Source organism: Ruegeria sp. YTSC003 (assembly GCF_059609785.1).
In genome coordinates, this window is record NZ_JBXWMK010000004.1 from 1 (window position 1) to 20,124 (window position 20,124).

The 20,124-nt window shown below is 54.4% G+C and carries 14 protein-coding genes and 3 pseudogenes; 9 read left to right on the forward strand and 8 right to left on the reverse strand.

From position 1 onward, the window contains the following. Positions 1–54: 54 nt before the first annotated feature. The 5 genes and pseudogenes from AC2FFH_RS09290 to AC2FFH_RS09310 all read left to right on the forward strand — a co-directional run. On the forward strand, positions 55–450 hold the full coding sequence (locus tag AC2FFH_RS09290; protein ID WP_496766114.1) for a RidA family protein: 396 nt from the start codon (positions 55–57) through the stop codon (positions 448–450). Positions 451–1,216: 766 nt separating this feature from the next. Then, positions 1,217–3,151 carry a PrkA family serine protein kinase gene (locus tag AC2FFH_RS09295; protein ID WP_496844264.1) on the forward strand — a complete coding sequence of 645 codons (1,935 nt, stop codon included), beginning with the start codon at positions 1,217–1,219 and terminating at the stop codon, positions 3,149–3,151. A gap of 15 nt (positions 3,152–3,166) precedes the next feature. Beyond that, the gene (locus tag AC2FFH_RS09300; protein ID WP_496844265.1) at positions 3,167–4,489 is read left to right on the forward strand and encodes a YeaH/YhbH family protein; all 1,323 of its coding nucleotides are present in this window, start codon (positions 3,167–3,169) and stop codon (positions 4,487–4,489) included. Then, positions 4,482–5,966: a SpoVR family protein gene (locus AC2FFH_RS09305; RefSeq protein ID WP_496844266.1), complete on the forward strand. Its 1,485-nt coding sequence runs from the start codon at positions 4,482–4,484 to the stop codon at positions 5,964–5,966. Before AC2FFH_RS09300 ends, AC2FFH_RS09305 begins: the two co-directional genes overlap by 8 nt. A gap of 99 nt (positions 5,967–6,065) precedes the next feature. Beyond that, positions 6,066–6,155: pseudogene (locus tag AC2FFH_RS09310) on the forward strand (IS6 family transposase); the annotation flags it as partial. A 253-nt stretch (positions 6,156–6,408) separates the two neighbouring features. On the opposite strand, the gene AC2FFH_RS09315 reads toward AC2FFH_RS09310, so the two are convergent. Together AC2FFH_RS09315 and AC2FFH_RS09320 are read right to left on the reverse strand one after the other, a co-directional pair. Further along, positions 6,409–7,044, reverse strand: a complete 636-nt coding sequence (locus AC2FFH_RS09315; protein WP_496766532.1) for a glutathione S-transferase — start codon at positions 7,042–7,044, stop codon at positions 6,409–6,411. A 553-nt stretch (positions 7,045–7,597) separates the two neighbouring features. Further along, positions 7,598–7,717: pseudogene (locus AC2FFH_RS09320) on the reverse strand (site-specific integrase); the annotation flags it as partial. 355 nt (positions 7,718–8,072) lie between these two features. On the opposite strand from AC2FFH_RS09320, the gene AC2FFH_RS09325 reads away from it, so the two are divergent. After that, positions 8,073–8,297, forward strand: a complete 225-nt coding sequence (locus AC2FFH_RS09325) for an ester cyclase (protein WP_496766536.1) — start codon at positions 8,073–8,075, stop codon at positions 8,295–8,297. A gap of 219 nt (positions 8,298–8,516) precedes the next feature. Here the strand turns inward: AC2FFH_RS09325 and AC2FFH_RS09330 are convergent, their stop codons facing one another. Then, positions 8,517–10,544, reverse strand: a complete 2,028-nt coding sequence (locus AC2FFH_RS09330) for an oxidoreductase (RefSeq protein ID WP_496766122.1) — start codon at positions 10,542–10,544, stop codon at positions 8,517–8,519. Between the two features lie 878 nt (positions 10,545–11,422). Between AC2FFH_RS09330 and AC2FFH_RS09335 the strand changes: the two genes are divergently transcribed. Then, positions 11,423–12,505: a DUF2652 domain-containing protein gene (locus AC2FFH_RS09335; RefSeq protein WP_496844267.1), complete on the forward strand. Its 1,083-nt coding sequence runs from the start codon at positions 11,423–11,425 to the stop codon at positions 12,503–12,505. Positions 12,506–13,077: 572 nt separating this feature from the next. On the opposite strand, the gene AC2FFH_RS09340 is transcribed toward AC2FFH_RS09335, so the two are convergent. Together AC2FFH_RS09340 and AC2FFH_RS09345 are read right to left on the reverse strand one after the other, a co-directional pair. Beyond that, positions 13,078–13,920: an SDR family NAD(P)-dependent oxidoreductase gene (locus AC2FFH_RS09340; RefSeq protein WP_496844268.1), complete on the reverse strand. Its 843-nt coding sequence runs from the start codon at positions 13,918–13,920 to the stop codon at positions 13,078–13,080. Positions 13,921–13,958: 38 nt separating this feature from the next. Next, positions 13,959–14,771 (reverse strand): SDR family oxidoreductase, encoded by an 813-nt coding sequence (locus AC2FFH_RS09345; protein ID WP_496844269.1) that lies wholly within the window; start codon positions 14,769–14,771, stop codon positions 13,959–13,961. Positions 14,772–14,931: 160 nt separating this feature from the next. Here AC2FFH_RS09345 and AC2FFH_RS09350 point away from each other — a divergent pair, with 160 nt between their 5' ends. Next, the gene (locus AC2FFH_RS09350; protein WP_496766134.1) at positions 14,932–15,822 is read left to right on the forward strand and encodes an AraC family transcriptional regulator; all 891 of its coding nucleotides are present in this window, start codon (positions 14,932–14,934) and stop codon (positions 15,820–15,822) included. 119 nt (positions 15,823–15,941) lie between these two features. Here AC2FFH_RS09350 and AC2FFH_RS09355 read toward each other — a convergent pair. The 3 genes and pseudogenes from AC2FFH_RS09355 to AC2FFH_RS09365 form a co-directional block, all read right to left on the reverse strand. Beyond that, positions 15,942–16,333 (reverse strand): annotated as a pseudogene (locus tag AC2FFH_RS09355) (site-specific integrase); the annotation flags it as partial. Between the two features lie 65 nt (positions 16,334–16,398). Next, positions 16,399–17,490: an aminomethyl transferase family protein gene (locus tag AC2FFH_RS09360; protein WP_496844270.1), complete on the reverse strand. Its 1,092-nt coding sequence runs from the start codon at positions 17,488–17,490 to the stop codon at positions 16,399–16,401. Positions 17,491–17,504: 14 nt separating this feature from the next. Beyond that, positions 17,505–19,073: a trimethylamine methyltransferase family protein gene (locus AC2FFH_RS09365; RefSeq protein ID WP_496844271.1), complete on the reverse strand. Its 1,569-nt coding sequence runs from the start codon at positions 19,071–19,073 to the stop codon at positions 17,505–17,507. Between the two features lie 103 nt (positions 19,074–19,176). Between AC2FFH_RS09365 and AC2FFH_RS09370 the strand changes: the two genes are divergently transcribed. Next, positions 19,177–20,049 carry a LysR substrate-binding domain-containing protein gene (locus AC2FFH_RS09370; protein WP_496766142.1) on the forward strand — a complete coding sequence of 291 codons (873 nt, stop codon included), beginning with the start codon at positions 19,177–19,179 and terminating at the stop codon, positions 20,047–20,049. Positions 20,050–20,124 lie beyond the last annotated feature (75 nt).

Consider the following 20,124-nt stretch of genomic DNA (forward strand, 5'->3'; position numbering starts at 1 on the left):
TCACCGTTTTGATCTACACCTGGTCCAGCAACGCAACAAAAAGGAGAATGCGACATGGAGCGGACAGCCGTGAACCCATGGGAGTGGTCGCTCAAGCTGGGCTACAATCAGGCTGAGGTGACCAAGGGCATGACACATCAGGTCATTTGCGCCGGGCAGACAGCTGTGGACGAGAACGGCGCACCCCAGCACCCAAACGATATGCGCGCGCAGATCGCCTTGGCCCTGGACAATCTGGAAGCCGTAATCAAAGGCGCCGGCATGGATCTGAGCAATGTCGTCAAGTTAGGCGTCTTTGCTACTGATGTGGATGAGGCATTGAAGAATTTCGATCTGCTGGGGATGCGCTTTGGCCCGCATCGGGTCGCCCCGCCCATGACCTTGCTGGGTGTCACACGCCTCGCTATCCCCGGATTGCTGTTTGAGATTGAAGCAACCGCAGCGGCATAGGTGAGATCAGGCGCTCCTTGTTGTCATCTCTCAAGCGGCCGCCTTGTCAGCAGGTTGTTAGTCGACCACCTCCAGATTTTGCGCTTACGGAGAAAGTCTGGTTTGACGGGCGCTCTATGGCATTTGCGCTGCTCGCTGATCCGTTGCCGGCATTGCGCAGAAAGCGGGCTTCGCAATTTCACCGTGGATTGCACAGCCTGCCGCAATGATTGGTTCCTGAGTTTATGTGTTTTGATGACCCTGCCCCGATGGATGCGCTTATGGCGCGATTTCGTGCACTGTCGGCCAAACTTGGGACGCCTCAAGGCATGGGTCTTTGGAGGTTCGTTCGGTCTTGGCGGCGCAGTGTAGCATGCAAAGCCGATTGAAAAAACTTGTTTCTGTGGCCGGATTGGCAACCAACCAGCCGAAAGAGAAGTGAGCGTCAATCGTGAAAAGTTTGCAACTAAGCCCTGCGAACGGGCTCCAGTTGAGAAGCTTGTTTTGAGGGTGCGAACCAATTTGCTGAGGATACGATAGATTTTACTCGCCTTCGGATGCCAATGCTCAACCGGTCATTCGGCGTTCTGAAGGCAAAGGCTACGACTGCAAATAGCAGCGCGGCAACAGGTTTCGCAGGCTTCAATCAGAAAAAATTTCAACAGAACGTCGGCCGGGAAACAAATTGTGATTAGAAATTAGACAATTACGGATCATATTTGTGGTAGACTAGGATGAACTTAGCGCGCTGGGACGAAGGAGTACGAAACCTAGAGGAACTTTAAAAATGGAGATTTTCGAGCAGTTTGCAGAAGAGTATGGGCGGACAAAGCTCATCGAAATGACATTGCAGGACTATTTGCTGGAATGTCGAGAAGACCTTACGATGCGGGCTACCGCCGCCGAGCGGATGGTCGCTGCGATTGGCGAGCCAGAGCTTATCGATACCAGTCAAGAGGCTCGGCTCAGTCGCATATTTCTTAACCGGACAATCAAGCGATACAAACCCTTCCAGGACATATATGGCGTCGAGGAAACCATCGAACGCATCGTTGGCTTTTTCCGCCATGCCAGCCAGGGTCTCGAGGAACGCAAGCAAATCCTCTATCTGCTGGGGCCGGTCGGCGGGGGCAAGTCAACGCTTGCCGAAATTCTCAAAAACCTGATGGAGCGGCAGCCGATCTATGTGCTGCGGGCAGGTGACGAGATCAGCCCCATTTTTGAATCGCCGCTCGGTCTTTTTGACGGCGAGCGAATGGGGGATCTGCTGGAGAACAAATACAACATTCCCAAACGGCTTTTGAACGGGTTGATTTCGCCTTGGGCCATCAAGCGTTTACAGGAATTCGACGGCGATATTTCCAAATTTTCGGTTGTCAAACTTTATCCGTCCAAACTGCGCCAGATTTGCGTGGCGAAGACTGAACCGGGTGATGAAAACAACCAGGACATTTCTTCGCTTGTCGGGAAGCTCGATATACGCAAGCTCGAAGAATTCAGCCAAAACGATCCAGACGCATATTCCTACTCCGGTGCCCTGAACCGCACCACGCAGGGGCTGATGGAATTCGTGGAGATGTTCAAGGCGCCGATCAAGGTATTGCATCCCTTGCTGACCGCCACGCAGGAGGGGTCGTATGCGGGGACAGAGAACATCGGTGCCTTCCCTTTCCAAGGTGTTATTGTTGCACATTCGAACGAAGCGGAATGGCAGCAGTTCAAAAACAACAAGAACAACGAGGCCTTCCTGGACCGGATCAGCCTGGTCAAAGTCCCCTACTGCTTACGTGCCTCGGATGAAACCCGGATTTACGAGAAGCTGCTTGAGGAAAGCAGTCTGGGCGAATCCCCCTGTGCACCTGAAACGCTGTCAATCCTGAGCCAGTTCAGTGTTCTGACACGATTGAAGGAACACGAAAACTCACCGGCTTTTTCCAAGCTCCGTGTCTATGACGGTGAAACACTGAAGGATACCGATCCCAAAGCCCGATCAGTGCAAGAATATCGGGATGAGGCCGGGGTGGACGAGGGGATGACGGGCACATCCACCCGCTTCGCGTTCAAGGTGCTGTCCGAGACTTTCAATCATGACACCGAAGAAGTCGGCGCCGATCCGGTTCATCTGCTTTATGTTCTTGAACAGGCGGTGAAACGCGAACAATTTCCCGACGAGGTGGAAAGCCGATACCTGTCTTTCATGAAGGACGATCTTTCGTCGCGCTATGCGGAATTCATCGGCAACGAGATCCAGAAAGCCTACTTGGAATCCTATTCTGACTTTGGTCAGAACCTTTTCGACAGATACATCGCGTTTGCTGACGCCTGGATCGAAGATCAGGACTTCAAGGACCCGGATACAGGCCAGATCCTCAATCGCAGTGTTTTGGAACAGGAACTTGAAAAGATCGAAAAACCGGCCGGAATTTCCAACCCCAAGGATTTCCGGAACGAAGTGGTCAAATTCGTGCTGCGCGCGCGGGCCAACAATCGCGGTCGTAACCCCGACTGGCGAAAATATGAGAAGCTGAGACGCGTTATCGAAAAGCGCATGTTTGGTCAGATTCAGGATCTGCTGCCGGTCATCAGTTTTGGGGCCAAAAGGGATAAGGAAACTGAAGCCAAGCATAACGAGTTCATCGATCGCATGATCGGTCGCGGGTATACGCGCCGACAGGTCAGGCGCTTGGTTGAATGGTACATGCGGGTCAACAAGGCAGGATGAGGAGTCTATGCTCAAATGGCCCATTTCATCGACCGAAGGCTAAACCCCAAAGATAAGAATCTTGGGAACCGCAGGCGATTTCTGCGCCGGGTTCGCTCTGCCGTCAAAGAGGCGGTTGAAGAAAGTGTCCGGCGCCGGAAAATCGCGGATGTCGGCCAGCAAGAAAACATCTCGGTACCGTCAGAAGGGATCGGTGAACCGCATTTTCAGCATGACAACAAAGGCGGTTCCAAACACAGGGTTCTGACCGGAAACAAGAAGTTTAAGGCGGGTGACCGTCTCAAGAAACCTCCGTCCGGCAAGGGCGGGCAGGGGCGACGTGAGGGGGCGCCCGAAGGGGAGGGCGAGGACGAGTTCATGTTCGTTCTGTCGCGGGACGAGTTTCTTTCCCTGTTCTTCGAGGATCTCGAACTGCCTGACATGGTCAAACGCAGTCTCAAAGAGGTCACCGTCTCGAAGCCGCATCGCATGGGCTATACTGCCGCCGGGACGCCCGCCAACCTCAGTGTTTCCCGAACGATGCGCAATGCTTTTGGCCGACGTCTTGCGATGCGACGACCGACCAACGCCGAGATCCAGGCTCTTACAGAACAGGTTGAAGAACTGGAGGCGCTGGAAAAGCCAGATGCAGCGCGAAAGGCGGAAAGGCAACTGCTGCGTGAGCAGCTCGACAAGATGCTACGGCGACGCCGGATCGTTCCCTATATTGACCCGCTTGATGTGCGTTACAAGTATTTCGAGATGTGCCCCGAACCGGCGGCGAATGCAGTGATGTTTTGCCTGATGGATGTTTCGGCCTCGATGGGGGAGCGTGAGAAGAACCTTGCCAAGCAGTTCTTCGTCCTGCTGCATCTTTTCCTCAAGCAACGCTACGATAAGATCGAACTTGTATTCATCCGCCACACCCAGGTCGCAGCGGAAGTTGATGAAGACACCTTTTTCCACTCGCGCCAAACTGGTGGTACGGTCGTGAGCAGCGCGCTCACCGAAATGAAAAAGATAATCGAAGCCCGCTATCCGCCTTCGCTATGGAACATTTATGCCGCGCAAGCATCAGATGGTGAGAATTTCAGCGGCGATTCACAACTATGCGCCGACCTGTTGACCAGCGATCTGATGAAGCGCTGCCAGTACTTTGCCTATACGGAAATTGTCGACGAGACCGAAGCAAATCTGATGAACAGCGAAGATAACGGCATGGAACTATGGCGTTCGTACCGACAAGTTGCAGAGGCCTGGCCAAACTTCGCCATGAAACGGATCGCGCGAGCGAGTGACATCTACCCGGTTCTGCACGAGCTGTTTGCGCGCAAGACGAACGGAGTTTCCAATGGTTGATCGGGCCGAAACTGGAGCGCCGCTGTTTGACGGCGCGGATTGGGATTTTGAGACCATCCAGCGCAGCTATGATGCAATCGAGCGTGTGGCGATTGATGACCTCGGACTTGACGTCTATCCGAACCAAATCGAAATCATCTCGTATCAGCAAATGCTGGATGCCTACTCGTCGACAGGGATGCCGCTCATGTATCGGCATTGGTCCTTTGGGAAGCGTTTTGTTCACGAAGAAAAGGCTTATAGCAAAGGCGCAAATGGCCTTGCCTATGAAATCGTGATCAATTCCGATCCATGTATTTCCTACTGCCTTGAAGACAACACGATGGCGCTTCAGGTCCTTGTGATTGCCCACGCGGCCTTCGGGCACAATCATTTCTTCAAGAACAATCACCTGTTTCGCCAGTGGAGCGATGCGCAAGGTATACTCGACTACCTCGACTATGCGCGCGGATTTATCGCCCAATGCGAAGAACAGCACGGGGAACGCGAGGTTGAGCATTTACTCGACGCGACCCATGCGCTTATGCCGTCCAGCGTTTTCCGGCACAGGCGCCCAACCCACTTATCGCTCGCAGAGGAGAGAATCCGGCAGCGAGAGCGGCAAATCGAAGAAGAGCGGGCGGTCCATTACCTGTGGGACGCCTTCGATCATCCCACACAGTCTTCGAAAACCGATGAAGAAGCGGAAAAGCGCAAGCGCGAAATGGGGCTGCCGGAAGAAAACCTGCTCTATTTCGTCGAACGTCACAGCCCGGTTCTGAAGCCCTGGCAACGCGAAATTCTACGCATCGTTCGCAACATAGCACAGTATTTCTACCCGCAACGTCAGACCAAGGTTATGAATGAAGGATGCGCCTGCTTCGTCCACTATTATATTACCAACGAGTTGCACCGCGCTGGATTGCTGACGGATGGCGCGATGCTCGAAATATTGCACAGCCATACCAATGTTCTGTCCCAGCCCGACTTTGACGCCCCGAACGCGATCGGGATCAACCCTTATGCGTTGGGTTTCGCGATGATGCAGGATATCAAGCGCATCTGCACCGACCCGACCGATGAGGATCGGGAATGGTTTCCGGACATAGCGGGCAGCCGTGCGTGGCGCGAAATATTAAAGGATGCCTGGGCCCACTATCGCGACGAGAGTTTCGTTCAGCAGTTCCTCAGCCCCAATGTCATGCGCCGGTTCCGGATGTTTTCGCTAACTGATGACGAGGGGAAGCCCTTCTACACAGTCGACGCGATTCACGACGAACGCGGTTATCACCAAGTGCGCGACACCCTGGCGCGCGGCTTCGACGTTTCGGAATACGATCCCGATATTCAGATCGTTGATGTGGACTTAATGGGGGATCGCCACCTCAGACTGCATCACTCTGTGCGTGATGGTGTGCCGCTGGACAAAAAGACCAGCGAAATGACTTTGGGTTATCTGCGGCAAATTTGGGGTTTCGACGCGGCGTTCGAAAGCTAGTAGCGATTGTGTTGCAAGCTCTGAGCTTGGATGGACATGAGTGCTTTGGTTGTGCCCCTAACTTTTGGTTTTGATTGTCCCACAGTTCCCCGACACGGTCAGGGTTACTGGATGTATCTGTATCGGGCGGATGATCGCGATCGGAAAACCCTTGATTTCATGCTATCCGAACGGCGCGACGCCGCAGCGATTGGTCTGGAGCCTGGGCCTACTCAGCATCTGAATGGCTGAGGCACAGTCGTAGCGTTAAAAGGCGACGACTTGTAATTGGTAGCAAAAGGTGAGGACCGGTTATTTAGACAGATGTAGTAGAAGGGAAATTTGTTTTAGGTCTCTTCATTGACACTTTTCTCAGGTTTGCGTTCATAGCGAATGGCTGCGACTGCATCATTTTAACTTGGTGCCCAAGGTCAGCACTGGGCCGTGATACAACGTGTTCGGCTCAGCTGTTGAACCAAATCGGAGCGTCGCCTTCTGACCAAGTTGCGTATTTTCTCATCACAAGCGAAAATACTTCACTATCCAGGAATTGATCCAGCCATGCTGTTATATTCGGCCACTCCTGCACGTCAAACCACGCCCGATCTATAAACGCAAACTGGCGCACAAATGGTAGAAGCGCCAGGTCGGCTAGGCTGGGGCGATCTCCGAAAAGCCAAGCCTGCCCAACTAACCGCTCGTCGAGACTGAGCAAGTAGCTTGCCGCTTTCCTGCGTTCCTCTTTGGCATCTAAATCCGGATACCGCGTAGCGTATTTCGTGTGATCTAAAGCGGCCTTAAAGGGACCATCACTTACCCTAATCAGATCCCAACCTTCTTGAGGCATGTCCAAAAGCCGCTGTGGATCATTTTGTTGGAGCGCCCAAACCATGATTTCCAGACTTTCATCTATAACTTTGTCTGGAAGTCGAAGCGTGGGCACTGTTCCGGATTGGGATGTTTGTAAGAAGGCCTCTGGTTTGTCCCGTAGAACAATTTCGCGCAGCTCGACTGTAACTCGTGAACTCGCCAATGCGAGGCGAGCCCTTATCGCGTATGGGCAACGACGGAACGTCCATAAGATAGGGTGGTGAGCCATATGAGGATTTATCTCCAAACTACCAGCTTGGTCAAACCTCCCATTGTTTCCCAACAGGTACTCCTGCTTAACCGCAATCAAATTGTGATTTGGATGTCATGTGACACAAACTGCGGTGATCCATTGATTTTTCTCGCTTGGCAACAAGTCAACGCATCCAGCCGCTGACGGCGTCATGCCCAGGGTGTGTTGAGATCCGCGTGGCTCACATTGATCAATTGACAGGGCAGGGGGCCAACGCGCCACAGCGCGCGCACCGCGACCCTTGTCTTTGCGATAGCAGACCGCCTTGCGGTCTGCGGTGATTGTTTTTCCGGGCGTCAGGGGTCGAAAATCTCTCGCATCCGATCCTGGGGAAAGCGCGAAGTGAAAGCCGCACCGATTGTCCGACTCAAATTTCTAACTCCAATGCGGCTCAAGCAGAAATCGCGAAAATCCCGGTTCCTCCCACGCAGCCCGCGCGTTTCCCTCCCAAATGTTCTTAATTTCAGCCTGACCCCTAGCCCTCAGATCAGAGACGGTTCTTTTTCATCGGCCCTACTCCTTTCCGGGAAAGGCGAACGCGGATTGCCCAGACGTGCTTAGGCTTCAAGGGGCGTTTTTGACCAGTGACGCGGCCCTTGTTCCACGCTGGTCGGCAGGCTCGAATGGCAGGTAAATTCGCAATTGTTATGGCGTTACTCCTATCCGCCTCAACGCCAATCCAACGTTGGCGCTGGAATGTACCAATGAAAGGCGCGTCAGATGCTAAGGTCTGTAGTGAGCCCTTAGCGCTGGATTTCGCGGCGTGGTATTTGGATTAAATCACCAAAGTTGGGGAAACCTCATGACGCTGTCCAATCCTATTAAGAGATTTTATCACGATATATGGAACATCGCGGACAATGTCTGCGCCTGGGAAATCCTACACTCAAAAGTTCGATTGTCGTCGGAGCCTCGGCACTAAGCGCTCGGGGTCGGATGAATTCATTCGATACATGGAGGAAGTTCGAGCGGCTCTCTCAGATTTTAATGCAATATCATAGAAAATTGTCGATGCAGGAGAAAACGCAGCTGCACGAATGTCCTTCGTCGGCACGCACCAAGGCAAATTTTTCGGGGTTGACGGAACAGAGCAGCGGATCGAGTGGTCCGGGGCAGCGTTCTTTACTTTAGGGACCATAAAAATCGGGAGCCTTTGGGCTCTGGGTGACATAGATTCAATCAAGAGACAATTGAATGCCCACCCGAAAGAAGCGTTTCTCGATCCATAGATATGACGGCAGTTTTGTTGCGCCAACTGGAAACCAAAGCGTTGGAACATCGTGCATCGAATGTTTTGTTCGATGAGCACACCGTGACGCCGGAGCGGCAGGGCCAAGGTTCGTTATGGGCCACTCGATACCCATGAAAGTGGATACTTTCCGGTCATTCGCTGCGCCAGAACTTATAGTCAGCTCCCATCTTTTATCGGCGGAGGAGCATGGTTGCTTTCAGATCGGAGCACATATGCGCAAGGCATCGAGAATTGCGGCGTGCATATTTCTGCTTGTAACAGCGTCGCCAATGCGCGCCAGATAGAATTGACCGCTACGATTGGTGTCAACGAATGGAAACGTTCCGTCAATGAGTGCCTTGTGTTCCACCTGCCCAAGGTTGCGCGAGATTGGTTTGAGTTCGTGATAGAGTTCCGCCATCGGGGAAAGTCCATGTTCAACGACCACGTAATCGACAAGACGTTCAGTGACATCCCGCGTAAACACATGCCGCAGGCTGGCGCGAACTCGGTCGCCCTTGCGCGTCAGAGAGGTAAGCTCTTGCAGACAGGTGAAGGCAACCCCGTTAGCGGCCAGATCGCGCAATGCAACGGCAGAGGTCGTTGGGCCGAGGTCATGCAGAAGGGTCCGGTCCGGGGTTACAAGATTTACGCTACAACCGGAACCAGCCAACGCGTCAGCCGTAACGGCCGCAGGGTGATCGCCGACTTCGTCAAATAACAGCACCTCACCTGAGACACGTGCCTCACCGGACAAAACTTCCCAACTGGAGATCGCCAGTTCTCTGCCGGGGATGGCTAATGTTTCAGGCCAGCCACCTGTCGCAATGATCACCAAATCGGGAGTTTCGGACAGCACGTCATCGGCTTCGGCAAAAGTGTTCAGGCGGATATTGACCCCAAGCACCGTCACTTCAGAAATCAACCAGTCAGCAACGCCCCAGACCTGCCTGCGCGTCATACCCTTGGCGGCCAGAACCAACTGCCCGCCCAGGCGATCCGACGCCTCGAACAGCGCCACATCGTGGCCACGCAAGGCACAAATCCGCGCGGCCTCCAGGCCTCCGGGCCCGCCACCAACGATAACCACTTTTTTAGGGGTGTCGCTGGGGGTGATGATGTGCGGCAAGGTCTGCTCACGCCCCGTCGCAGCATTGTGTCCGCACACGGCAGGTTTGCCCTGATTGACCCGGTCCACACAGTAGCCCAAGCCGACACAGGGGCGGATGCGCTCTTCTTCCCCGCGTGCGAGTTTTTCCACCAGATAGGGGTCGGCCATCTGTGCGCGGGTCATGCCCACCAGATCGACATGGCCGCCAGAGACAGCGTGGCGAGCCGTGGCAATATCAGCAATCCCTCCGGCGTGCAGAATCGGTAGATCGACGGCATCACGGATGCGTCCGGCCACTGTGATATGCGGGGCCGCTGGCAAACCCATGGGGCGCACCCATTCGGCCAAGCCAAGATCATCGTAGGGTGCGCCGGCAAGGATGTTGAGCAGATCGACATGGCCGGAGCCTTCCAACATCCGGGCGGCGGCAACGCAATCTTCTGAGTTCAGCCCTCCCTCGGTTAGTTCATCACCGGTGATACGCATCGACAGGATGAACTCGGAGCCGACTTCAGCACGTACTGCGTCAAGCACCTGCAAGGTTAGTTGCATGCGGTTCTCCAACGGCCCGCCATAGTCATCGTCGCGCTTGTTGGTAAGTGGAGACAGGAATTGCCCTAGAAGGTGTGAGTGGGACAGAAGCTCAATTCCGTCGAACCCGCCCTGCTGACAGCGTCGCGCAGCAGCTGCGAAATCGCCAACAATGCGGTTGATATCCTCTTGTTCCATCACTTTGGGAAAGGCGCGGTGAGCGCGTTCGCGGATACCGGATGGAGCCAAAACCGGCAGCCAATGCCCATCATCCCATGCCGTGCGGCGCCCCATATGGGTGATCTGACACATGATCGCGGCACCATGTTCGTGAACGCCATCCGTAAGCTTACGGAACCAAGGAATTATGCTGTCATCGCCGGCATAGAGCTGGCCAAACACCGATGGGCTATCAGGGGCGATATTGGTCGACCCGCCGACCATGGTCAGGGCGACTCCGCCCTTTGCCTTTTCCTCATGATACAACCTGTAACGGTCCCGGGGTTGGCCAGCTTCGACAAAATTCGGTGCATGGGATGTGCTTACGATACGGTTGCGCAAAGCCATGTGTTTCAATTGAAACGGATCAAGTAGGTTTGCCACATTCGTATCCCTTCGGCCAAATCTTCAGTTTGAAAACTGTCCAGGGTCGGGCCGCTGGTCAAATTCCATGCCTGATGAGCTTCGTTGTCGAGGGAATGTTATTCGGGATACAACGTGTGAGAATTCGCAGCTTCCGACATGGTTGTATGAAAAGACGACTCCGCCACTAGACTCATATGTGGAAAACTCGTTGAGCAGAGACGGAGGCCCGACAGTTGCCGCTCGATCCACCAAGGTCGGTTAGCCGGATCGACCCAAAGGAGTTCGCGAATGAAAGAAGGTATGGAACGGAACAATTACGCCCCCAGAGTCTGACGGCGCAATCGGTCTACATCGACCTTGCCGGTAACTAGATCATAGCGCGTGCGTAACTCCAACAAGGCCACGACCTGCGGGCCGATCAATAGGCTGGATACATTTGAGCAACTTCCGAGAACATGCCACAAATCGTTTACGAACTGCAGGCGGTACATATAATTGGGCCGCCCACAGTTACTGGAAATCAGTACATCGCAAAATTTGCAGCGGCGCGACGAATGTCGGCTATGCACCAAAAACAGTGACTTCAGCTGAATCAGTTTCACCACTGCTCACAACACTTCGCGTCTCGCCCTTCGTAGGGCTCCAAAACATTCGCGTGGTCCAGTTCGAATTGATATTCGTTGTCTTCGTCCGCGCCGTCAAACGCATGCCGTTCAATGCGGAGGGGCGCGATGGAAATGCGCCGGTGGTGCTCTCTGGGCCTCGCCCGATACCAAACAGCAGGTGTTGCGGCTTCAGCAACCTCTATCTGATATGTCGGACGGGGGCAGACCCGCTTGTCCGGCACTATGGTGAAAGTTACGGTCAAAGGATGTAATGCAAATGGGAAAGCTCGGATGTCTGTTCAAACCGGTTACCTGCTAATCGCCGATATTACCGGTTATACCGGATATCTGACCCGGTCGGAGTTGGAGCACGCCAACCCAATCATCCGTTCTTTGCTTGAGGCGGTTGTAATTGAACTAAAGGACCCAATGAAGTTGCGAGGTCTCGAAGGCGACGCCGTTCTTGCCTACTCGACCGGGCCCTTCCCCTCTGGCGAGACTTTCCTCAATATATGTGAAAGCCTTTATCGGGCGTTCGCCGAACGCCGTCGGAACATCGTGCAGAACACAACTTGCCCCTGCAATGCTTGCCGCAACGTAGCCGATCTTGATCTGAAGATCCTCGCGCATCACGGAAAATTTGAGAAACTGTCGATCGGACCGATGAAGGATATTTCCGGTGCTGACGTCATACTCGTGCATCGTATGGCGAAGACAGATGTGAAGGAGGATACTGGTATCCTCAGCTACGCCCTGTTCTCGGAAGACGCGTTCCGGGCAATGGGCATCGAGTCTGACCTCATGCAATACAGCGCTCAGTTCGAGCACTTTGGTGACGTGCCCATGCGGGTCTATGACCTTGCAGCCGCCTGGCAAAGATACCGCGAGATTGCCGGGCCGGTCCGCGTTTCCGATGAGGATGCTGTGTTAACAACCCGGCACACACTGAAGGCACCACCGGTAGTGGCCTGGGTGATGCTTACGGACCCCCGGCTCAAGATGCGCTGGATGATGTTGAGGGACGCTTATCGGGAAGGGGGCGCGTCGCGAACATCCGCCGGCGTCCGCCTGCACTGCGTGCATGAAGCGGCTCACTTTCAGATGCTGATCGTCGACTGGCATCCTTTCGAATACGTGACCGACATCCTCCACAATTCTTCCATTGAGGGCCTTACAAACCTGGAGACCTATGAGTTGGTCCCGGTAGAAGAAGGAACCGAGATCGTGTTTCGGATGGGGCAGCTGACTGGCGCCAACGGCAAACACCATCCAGCAGAGGAATCTGCAGTTATCGATCTATTTGAGAATTTTTACCCGGTGGCTTTCAGTATTCTGGACGAAATGGCGTTGGAGTTCCAACAAGAGAAACAATAGTAATGAGAATGATGCTTGGGCGACTATTAATCGGAACCACCATTGTGAGGCAGCCGGTCGCTGTGAAAATCCCTCGCTCAGGGTTTTCAACCGCCCAGCGATCAGGAACGTGTTGCTGTCATAATTTTCGAAAGTTGGCTACAGAATAGGCGAGGTTTTATCATTGCCAACGTTAGGCAAAGCGGTCGCTGACGCAATGCTGTTTAACGGTGGCATCTTTGCGCTCTTGGGACCTCCATCCGTTTTCCAGTTTCGCTCGCGCAGCGAATGTCTCCTTTGACGGGCCACACCGCAGCGACGGTGATTAAGGTCGAACGACCGCTGGGGACCGTCAAAGATGAGCCAACCCGCCGCGCCACTACTGATGCTGCGCTGCCTCTGAGGTCGGTTGTGAGTCCAAAGTATTTGAGACAGCGCGTCGTACGAACGTCTGATTACTAAGATTGGGATACAGTACCCGGTTTTTCCGCTAGGTTTCAAATTGAGGCGTGAACCCTTTTGGATGCACAACAGTCTTACTCTCGCCATCCAACAGCACACTCGGTGTTTTTTAGACCTCTTGTTTAATTCGACTATTCTGAGACCTCATGCGCCGCAAAGGCATCCGCATAGTCGGGATGCCATCGTGAAATAGCCGGGCGATTGTTGATAATATCACCCGCGGCCCATTCAACCCGTTTGCGGTCGAGCTCTTCGGGCACATCATTGTCCGGGCAAAGTATATAGAAATCCCCGTCCGACATGCGCTTCAGCAAATAGTCAATTGCCTCTTCACTGGTCCAGGCGGCGGCAGGTTTTTCCGGCATGAACTTCTCAATCATTCTGGTATAGGTAAATCCCGGCACAAACAGATGAGCGGTGATAGGCACTTCAGCCTGTCGCAAATCGTGTGCCAACATTTCTGTCATGACCTTTACGGCGGCTTTGCTGGTATTATAAGCAGGGTTTCCGGGCGGTGTGGTAATGCCCTGTTTTGATCCGGTGTTGATCACGACAGCCGGGCGCGCCGCTTCGATCATGCGCGGCAGAAAAGCATGCACGCCATTCATGACGCCGAAAAGATTGACCTCTAGTAGTTTGCGCCAGTTTTCCGTGTTTTCCCAACTACCGGTTGGCGCGGCGATACCGGCATTATTCATCAGGACAGCCACCTCACCCAGCGCAAAAGCCTGATCCACCAAGGTGTTCACAGCAGAGGTGTCTGTGACATCAGTCGGAACTGCCTGAACAGTTGCGGATGACCCAGCTTGATCGCGCAATTCCGCCTCGGCGCTGGCCAAGGCCTCGCCCGCCAAATCGACCAGCACAACCCCTAGACCGTCCTGAATAAATCGTTGGGCCGCGGCTTTGCCGACGCCGCTGGCCGCCCCGGTTACAACGGCAAAGCCGCCTTTTTCGATAGCTTCGCGGTACATGGATCATCCTCTTTTCCTATGAATGACTGAACGGCCCTTCAAGGCGCCATCTTTTGCTTGAGATCGCCGATGAACGTTTCGTCATTCTGTTGTTTGCGCGCATCAAGCAGTTCTTCAGCATCAGGCCCTGCGCGAAAACGCAGGCGGTTTCGGGTCTCGGTTGCCGCATCCCAAATGACCTGCGCGACAGTTTCTGGTGCTGAAGGGTTCGCGGCCAGTTTGCCGAACAGGCGCCTCATGGCTTCGCCCATTGGTGCATAGTCCGGCAGGTTCTCATCCATTGCGAAATCGAAAGAGCTGCCGCCAAAGTTAGTCCGTATCATTCCAGGTTGGACGATACGGACCCGAATGCCAAGGGGTTCCATCTCGTAGTGCAGTGCTTCAGAAAGCCCCTCTACTGCGAACTTGGTGCCATGATAGAGCGCGCCGAGTGGAAATGCGATCTGTCCGCCGATGGAGGAGATGTTGATGACTGTGCCGGACCGGTTCTGGCGGAAATGAGGCAGAACCGCTTTGGTCACTTCCATCAACCCGAGCACGTTGGTGTCGAACTGACGCCGGATGCGGTCCATTGTGAAGGCCTCTAACGCACCATATGCGCCATAGCCCGCATTGTTCAGCAAAACATCAATCTGTCCAAACCGTTCGATGCCATCTCGCACGGCCGTTGCAATTGAGTCCGCATCCGTCACATCCAGTTGGGCCAGATGCACGCTATCCAAAGCCCCAAGATCCGTGCTGCCTGCAGGGTTGCGCATCGTGGCGACGACATTCCAACCCTTCGCTTGGAAATGTCGGGCGGTTGCCGCGCCAATTCCGGATGAGGCCCCGGTGATCAGAATGGTTTTCATGTTTTTGCTCCGCAAGTTACGAAACACATAATAGTATTTAGGCACGGATGGGTCTTTAAGTATTATCCAGTTTTCTTGCACAATGCTCCAGAAGTGGAGATCTTCTGTAAAGGTTTTCCCACCTCCGTGCTATCGATAAGAGCAACCACTGGAGGCGTATATGGGATCTCAGACACTATTGGACTATGTTCTGGCACTGCTTGACCGCGCGGGCGTCGCGCAGGGCGTACTGACACAGAAGGAAAGCGAGACGGTTTTTCTCATTCACCCGTCGACCACCCTAAACGACGCCAATGTCTACCGCCCGCTGTTGTGCGCGGTCCTACAAGGCGCCAAAGAGGTAGGAACCAGTAACAGAACACTCACTGTTCGGGCCGGGCAGTCGCTGATCGTCAGTAACGCGCTGCCGGTTGTCTCAAGGATCACAAAGGCCACACCCGAACGTCCCTACGTCGCGCTCGTGTTCCCCCTCGATCTGGAACTCTTGCGCGTCCTGGCCTCGTCAGGGCCGCGGTCGTCTACCTATCAAGTGTCGGATCCATTTTCGATCTGCCTCGCTGAAACCGATCACGAAATGAAAAGCGCCCTATTGCGATATTTTCGCCAGTGCGAAACCGAAGAGACACGTCACATGCTCGCTCCGATCACGGTGCGGGAAATCCATGCCCGCCTGCTGACTGGGCGACATGGTGGCACGCTCCGAAAACTGGCGTGGCACGAAAACACGGCAAGCCGGATTTTCGCAGCTACACACGAAATCCGGTCAGATTTAGCTAAATCCCTAGTCGTTGGAGAACTTGCAGGGCGCGTGGGTATGAGCACTTCGGCATTCTTCGAACAATTCAAGGCTGTTACGGGAACCTCGCCGCTGCAATACCAGAAAGACTTGCGTTTGCTCCAAGCCCGGAATGAGCTTCAAACCACCGGCTCAAAAGTCTCAGAGATTGCCTACGGGGTTGGATATGAAAGCTCGGCTCAATTCTCAAGAGAGTATGTCCGCAAATTCGGACGTTCCCCAAGACAGGACCGCGTTCCCGAATCTGTCCAATAGGGCTGCAGGTATAAAACCAAACGTCGCAGCCCCGACACGAACCTAGGCTTTCGAACCGATCAATTTTTGAAAGCGGCCATTGGCGCAATCGAGGAATTGGTACATTTTCTGCAAAGTGTGAATCGGCCGGGCCACAGGTACTCTGACTCGACCATGAGTTCGTCTACCACCCATTTCTCAATAGAGGCGCGGGTGCCCTTGGATATTTCGAAGCGCACAGGTTTCTGCGTCTTGCTTCGAAGTACTGAAGCCCGTTCCTTGATCTGACCCGATGACATGACATCTGTCATTTTATTTTTACCAGATTGCAGCCGCGGAGCTTACTGTCGGTTGCCATGTTGAAGAGCGCAAGATCGCGATGGTTTTCGGCAAGCTCGAGGCGCACTCGGATCGCCCAGACATGTTTTGTTTTCAAGGGGTGCTTCTGACCCACGACACGGCCTTTGTTCCAGGCTGGGCGAAGTGCGCGAATGGCCGGTAAGTTTGGTGTTTCCTTAACTGATCCTCCAATCCGTCATGCCCACTCAGGAGGATAACCCGACGTTGACGCAACCCTCGCTGCCTGCCAAGACCTCCCTAACTATGTGTGCGAGCTTTTTCGGGGTCGTAAATCGGGCTGGACACAATTGTTGCGTTTGTCGCGAAGTCATTTCCTGAAACCTTTAGCGTGGTTCCGATGGTAAGCTCAGGCTGAACATGCGCAAGGGCGAGCGATTTGCCCAAACGGTGCGAGAAGCAGGGGCTGTTGATGACGCCCACCGCCGCGCCATTCAATAACAGGGTTTCTCCGCCATCGACCATGTCAGAATGATCGATATCCAGGCAGAAGTTATTGACCTTTTCGGAACCTTTTGCAGTCATGACGGCCGATTTGCCGCGAAAATCGCCCTTGGATTTGTTGACAGTAAAGCCAAGGCCGACCTCCCAGGGCGTGTTGACTTCGGTCATGTCATATCCGTAGAATAGCAGCCCCGCCTCGATCCGCACCTTGTCGAGTGCTGTAAAGGAGCAGGGCATGACGCCTGCCTCCGCCAGTTTGTCCCAAATGTCGGTGATCACAGAGCCATCGGCAAAAATCTCGTAGCCGCGTTCGCCGGAATATCCGGTACGCGAAATGCGGCAGGGATGACCAAAGAGCACAGCAGGCGCATGTTCAAAGTAGCCCAGTTTGGCGAGATCGATGTTGATATGAGCATTGAGGATATCCAGCGAGGCTGGCCCCTGCACGGACAGGTCATGCAAGTCATCGGTAAATTCGATCTGCACGTTCCGCCCTGCCGCCGAATTCTCCAGGAGCGCCATCGTGTTGCCCGAGCCATGCACGATCATCCATTCGTCACCGCTGTTGTTGGACACTATGGCATCGTCGGCGATCCCGCCCTCATCTGTCAGAACGCACAGGTAAGCCGCCTTTCCCGGTGTGACCTTGGAAAGATCGCGTGTGGTAAGGTGATCAAGAACCGCTTGGGCGTCAGGACCGCGCACGAACACCTTTTTCAGAGGCGACATGTCAAACATTCCCGCGCGTTCGCGAACCGCATCGTGTTCATCGTTGGGGTCGGTGCGGTAGGTCCAGGCGGTGCCCATACCATTCCAATCCTCAAGCCCCGATCCAAGCGCGGTGTGGCGGGATGCAAGCGCGGATGTGCGGCTAAGTTCTTCGGCCATGGGGGTTCCTCTCTCTAGTACCATTCGTCCGGCATTCGTGCTTTGCGATCTGACACGAAGTCTTCAAGCGCGGCTTGGATTTCGGGTTCCATTTCGGGGCATTGATAGTCGTTCAACATCTGACGCCACCGCCCAGTGGCACGTTGATCTGTTGTAAGAGCACCATTTTCGGACCAGGTTTCGAAGGGTCCGGCGTCAGAAATCTGTGGCTCAAAATTCGCCGTCGCATAGTGCCGTAGCGTGTGACTGGTCGACAGGAAATTTTCGCCCGGGCCTGCTTCGAAATAGGCATCACGACCAAAGGCCTCGTCATCCGTTTTGAAGCCCTGCAACAGTTTCAGCATCGCGCCACAGTGGTCGAGATCCATGATGAATTTCTCGTAGGACATCACAAGCCCACCTTCGAGCCAGCCCGCTGCGTGCCAAACCTGATGAGCCCCGGACAAAAGCGTGGACCACATTGCACCGGTGCTGTCCTGCATCGCGTGCCCGTCGGGCGCATTGGAGGCGGTGATCTGTCCGCCGCCGGACCGCACAGGCACGCCAAGCCTTCGTCCCAATTGAGTAAGCGCCATCGTGGTCATGTTCGCCTCGGGCGATCCAAAGGTCAGAGCGCCCGTACGCAAGTTCATTGTGGAGTGGAACGAGCCGAAGACCACCGGACAACCAGGGCGCACCAGTTGCGCAAGCGCAATGCCAACCATCGCTTCGGCCAGAGTTTGCGCCGCTACCGCCGCCGGCGAAAGCGGCCCCATGGCACCCGCGAAAATCGCTGGGGAGACGCAGACACATTGGCCTGCCTCCGCATAGATACGCAGAGCCGACGACATGGTATCATCATAAACCAGCGGCGAATTGACGTTGATATTTGCCTGCATCACCGCGTGACACTTCATGAAGTCGCGCCCAAAGACTAAGCGAGCCACCTCGATACTATCCCGCGCACGATCGGGAGCTGTGACAGATCCCATAAAGGGTTTGGACGACAGCGTCAGATGCGCCAGCATCATGTCCAGATGTCGTTTGTTCACCGGTACATCTGTCGGCTCGACCACCGTGCCGCCGGAATGGTGCAAGGCAGGCGCAGTGTAGGTCAGTTTGACGAAATTGCGGAAGTCCTCCAGCGTCGCATAGCGGCGGCCATTCGCCAGATCGCTGACAAACGGAGAGCCGTATCCCGGCATCAGCACAACATTGTCGCCGCCAAGTGTCACTGTTTTGGCCGGGTCTCGGCCATGCAACTGAAATTCACTAGGGGCGGTAGCGCAAAGCGCGCGGATGTGACCCGGTTCAAACCGTACACGTTCGCCATCGATGCGTGCACCAGTTTGGGCGAAGTGATCCAGCGCTGTACGATCTCCTCGGAACTCGACACCAATATTGTTCAAAATCCAATCGGCTTGATCTTCGATCCGGGTCAGTGCCGTTTCGCTCAGAAGATCGTATGCAGGTATTTTGCGCCCCGAGAACGGCGTGCCCTCAGAGGGCTCATTGTCACGGGCCAAGCGGCGTCGGCGCACGCGTCTGCGGTGCCCCGTCAGTGTTGATGTGTCTGCTACAGCGTTCAAAGGGTCCAACGTCATTTGTTCGTTTCGCGCAACTAGGTGCAAATTTTGGGCTTAAAAAATTATGTTGAAAATCGAAAATTTCTTTTCTCAGTGTTTAGAAAATTTGTACGCTATACTCATGGCTGCCCGCTTTCATCACCACGACTTGCTTAGGCTATTTGCTGAGATCGCCCGTTATTCCAGCTTTTCGACGGCGGCGTCGGCGCTCAATATGACAAAGGGTGCGATCAGTTATCAGATCAAAACGCTTGAGGCCGATCTGGGGATGGCCTTGTTTCAGCGCACAACGCGGGGTGTCACACTCACCGGTGAAGGACTGAAACTGCTCGCAATCTGCCAGACCCGATACGAAGAGATCGAAACCGAAATTCAGGCGTTGAAAGGGATTTCATCGCGCTCTTTGACTGTTGGTGTCTCGACCTATTTCGCTGCGCGTTGGCTGTCGCCACGCCTGATGTCATTCATGCAAAGCCACCCGGACGTGCAGCTTCGCATTCAGCCGATGGTCGAGTTTTCGCATGCAGAGATGCAGGAAGTGGACTTGGCAATCAGGTGGGGCAACGGGAATTGGAGTGACGGTACCGTTACACCGTTCATGCACTTACGGCCCTATCCAGTAGGTAATCGGGCGGCGGCCGACCTGGTGAATGAGTTGGGAATAGAAGGCGCAATGTCGCAACTTACGTTGCTGAGAGATCGCGATGACAGCAGCGCCTGGTCAGATTGGCTGAACGTCGCAAAGCTTCCTCGGCAATCAAGGCGAGATGTGCTGATCGTTCCTGACCCGAATGTCCGGGTGCAAGCCGTCATCGACGGACAGGGCATCGCTTTGATGGATGACTTGGTTGGGGACGATTTGAATGCAGAAAGGCTGTTTAGATTGTCGGAAACCGTTCTGCCTGAATACGGGTATTTCTTAGTTCAGCCGCACAGAACCGCCCCAATTGGCGCAGTGCGGGCATTCTCGGATTGGGTTCAGAGCCAGGCCTGATGGTACTCCCCCTTGAGCGGCGTCAAGAAAAATATTATACGGCATATAAATAATATGAGGAAGATCCAGACGATG

Excerpts from the sequence above, each read along its gene's own strand:
- AC2FFH_RS09335 (WP_496844267.1), top strand. The coding sequence starts at position 11,423 with ATGTCTGTTCAAACCGGTTACCTGCTAATCGCCGATATTACCGGTTAT.
- AC2FFH_RS09290 (WP_496766114.1), top strand. The coding sequence starts at position 55 with ATGGAGCGGACAGCCGTGAACCCATGGGAGTGGTCGCTCAAGCTGGGC.
- AC2FFH_RS09305 (WP_496844266.1), top strand. The coding sequence starts at position 4,482 with ATGGTTGATCGGGCCGAAACTGGAGCGCCGCTGTTTGACGGCGCGGAT.
- AC2FFH_RS09365 (WP_496844271.1), bottom strand. The coding sequence starts at position 19,073 with ATGACGTTGGACCCTTTGAACGCTGTAGCAGACACATCAACACTGACG.
- AC2FFH_RS09315 (WP_496766532.1), bottom strand. The coding sequence starts at position 7,044 with ATGGCTCACCACCCTATCTTATGGACGTTCCGTCGTTGCCCATACGCG.
- AC2FFH_RS09295 (WP_496844264.1), top strand. The coding sequence starts at position 1,217 with ATGGAGATTTTCGAGCAGTTTGCAGAAGAGTATGGGCGGACAAAGCTC.
- AC2FFH_RS09360 (WP_496844270.1), bottom strand. The coding sequence starts at position 17,490 with ATGGCCGAAGAACTTAGCCGCACATCCGCGCTTGCATCCCGCCACACC.
- AC2FFH_RS09350 (WP_496766134.1), top strand. The coding sequence starts at position 14,932 with ATGGGATCTCAGACACTATTGGACTATGTTCTGGCACTGCTTGACCGC.
- AC2FFH_RS09345 (WP_496844269.1), bottom strand. The coding sequence starts at position 14,771 with ATGAAAACCATTCTGATCACCGGGGCCTCATCCGGAATTGGCGCGGCA.
- AC2FFH_RS09340 (WP_496844268.1), bottom strand. The coding sequence starts at position 13,920 with ATGTACCGCGAAGCTATCGAAAAAGGCGGCTTTGCCGTTGTAACCGGG.
- AC2FFH_RS09370 (WP_496766142.1), top strand. The coding sequence starts at position 19,177 with ATGGCTGCCCGCTTTCATCACCACGACTTGCTTAGGCTATTTGCTGAG.
- AC2FFH_RS09300 (WP_496844265.1), top strand. The coding sequence starts at position 3,167 with ATGGCCCATTTCATCGACCGAAGGCTAAACCCCAAAGATAAGAATCTT.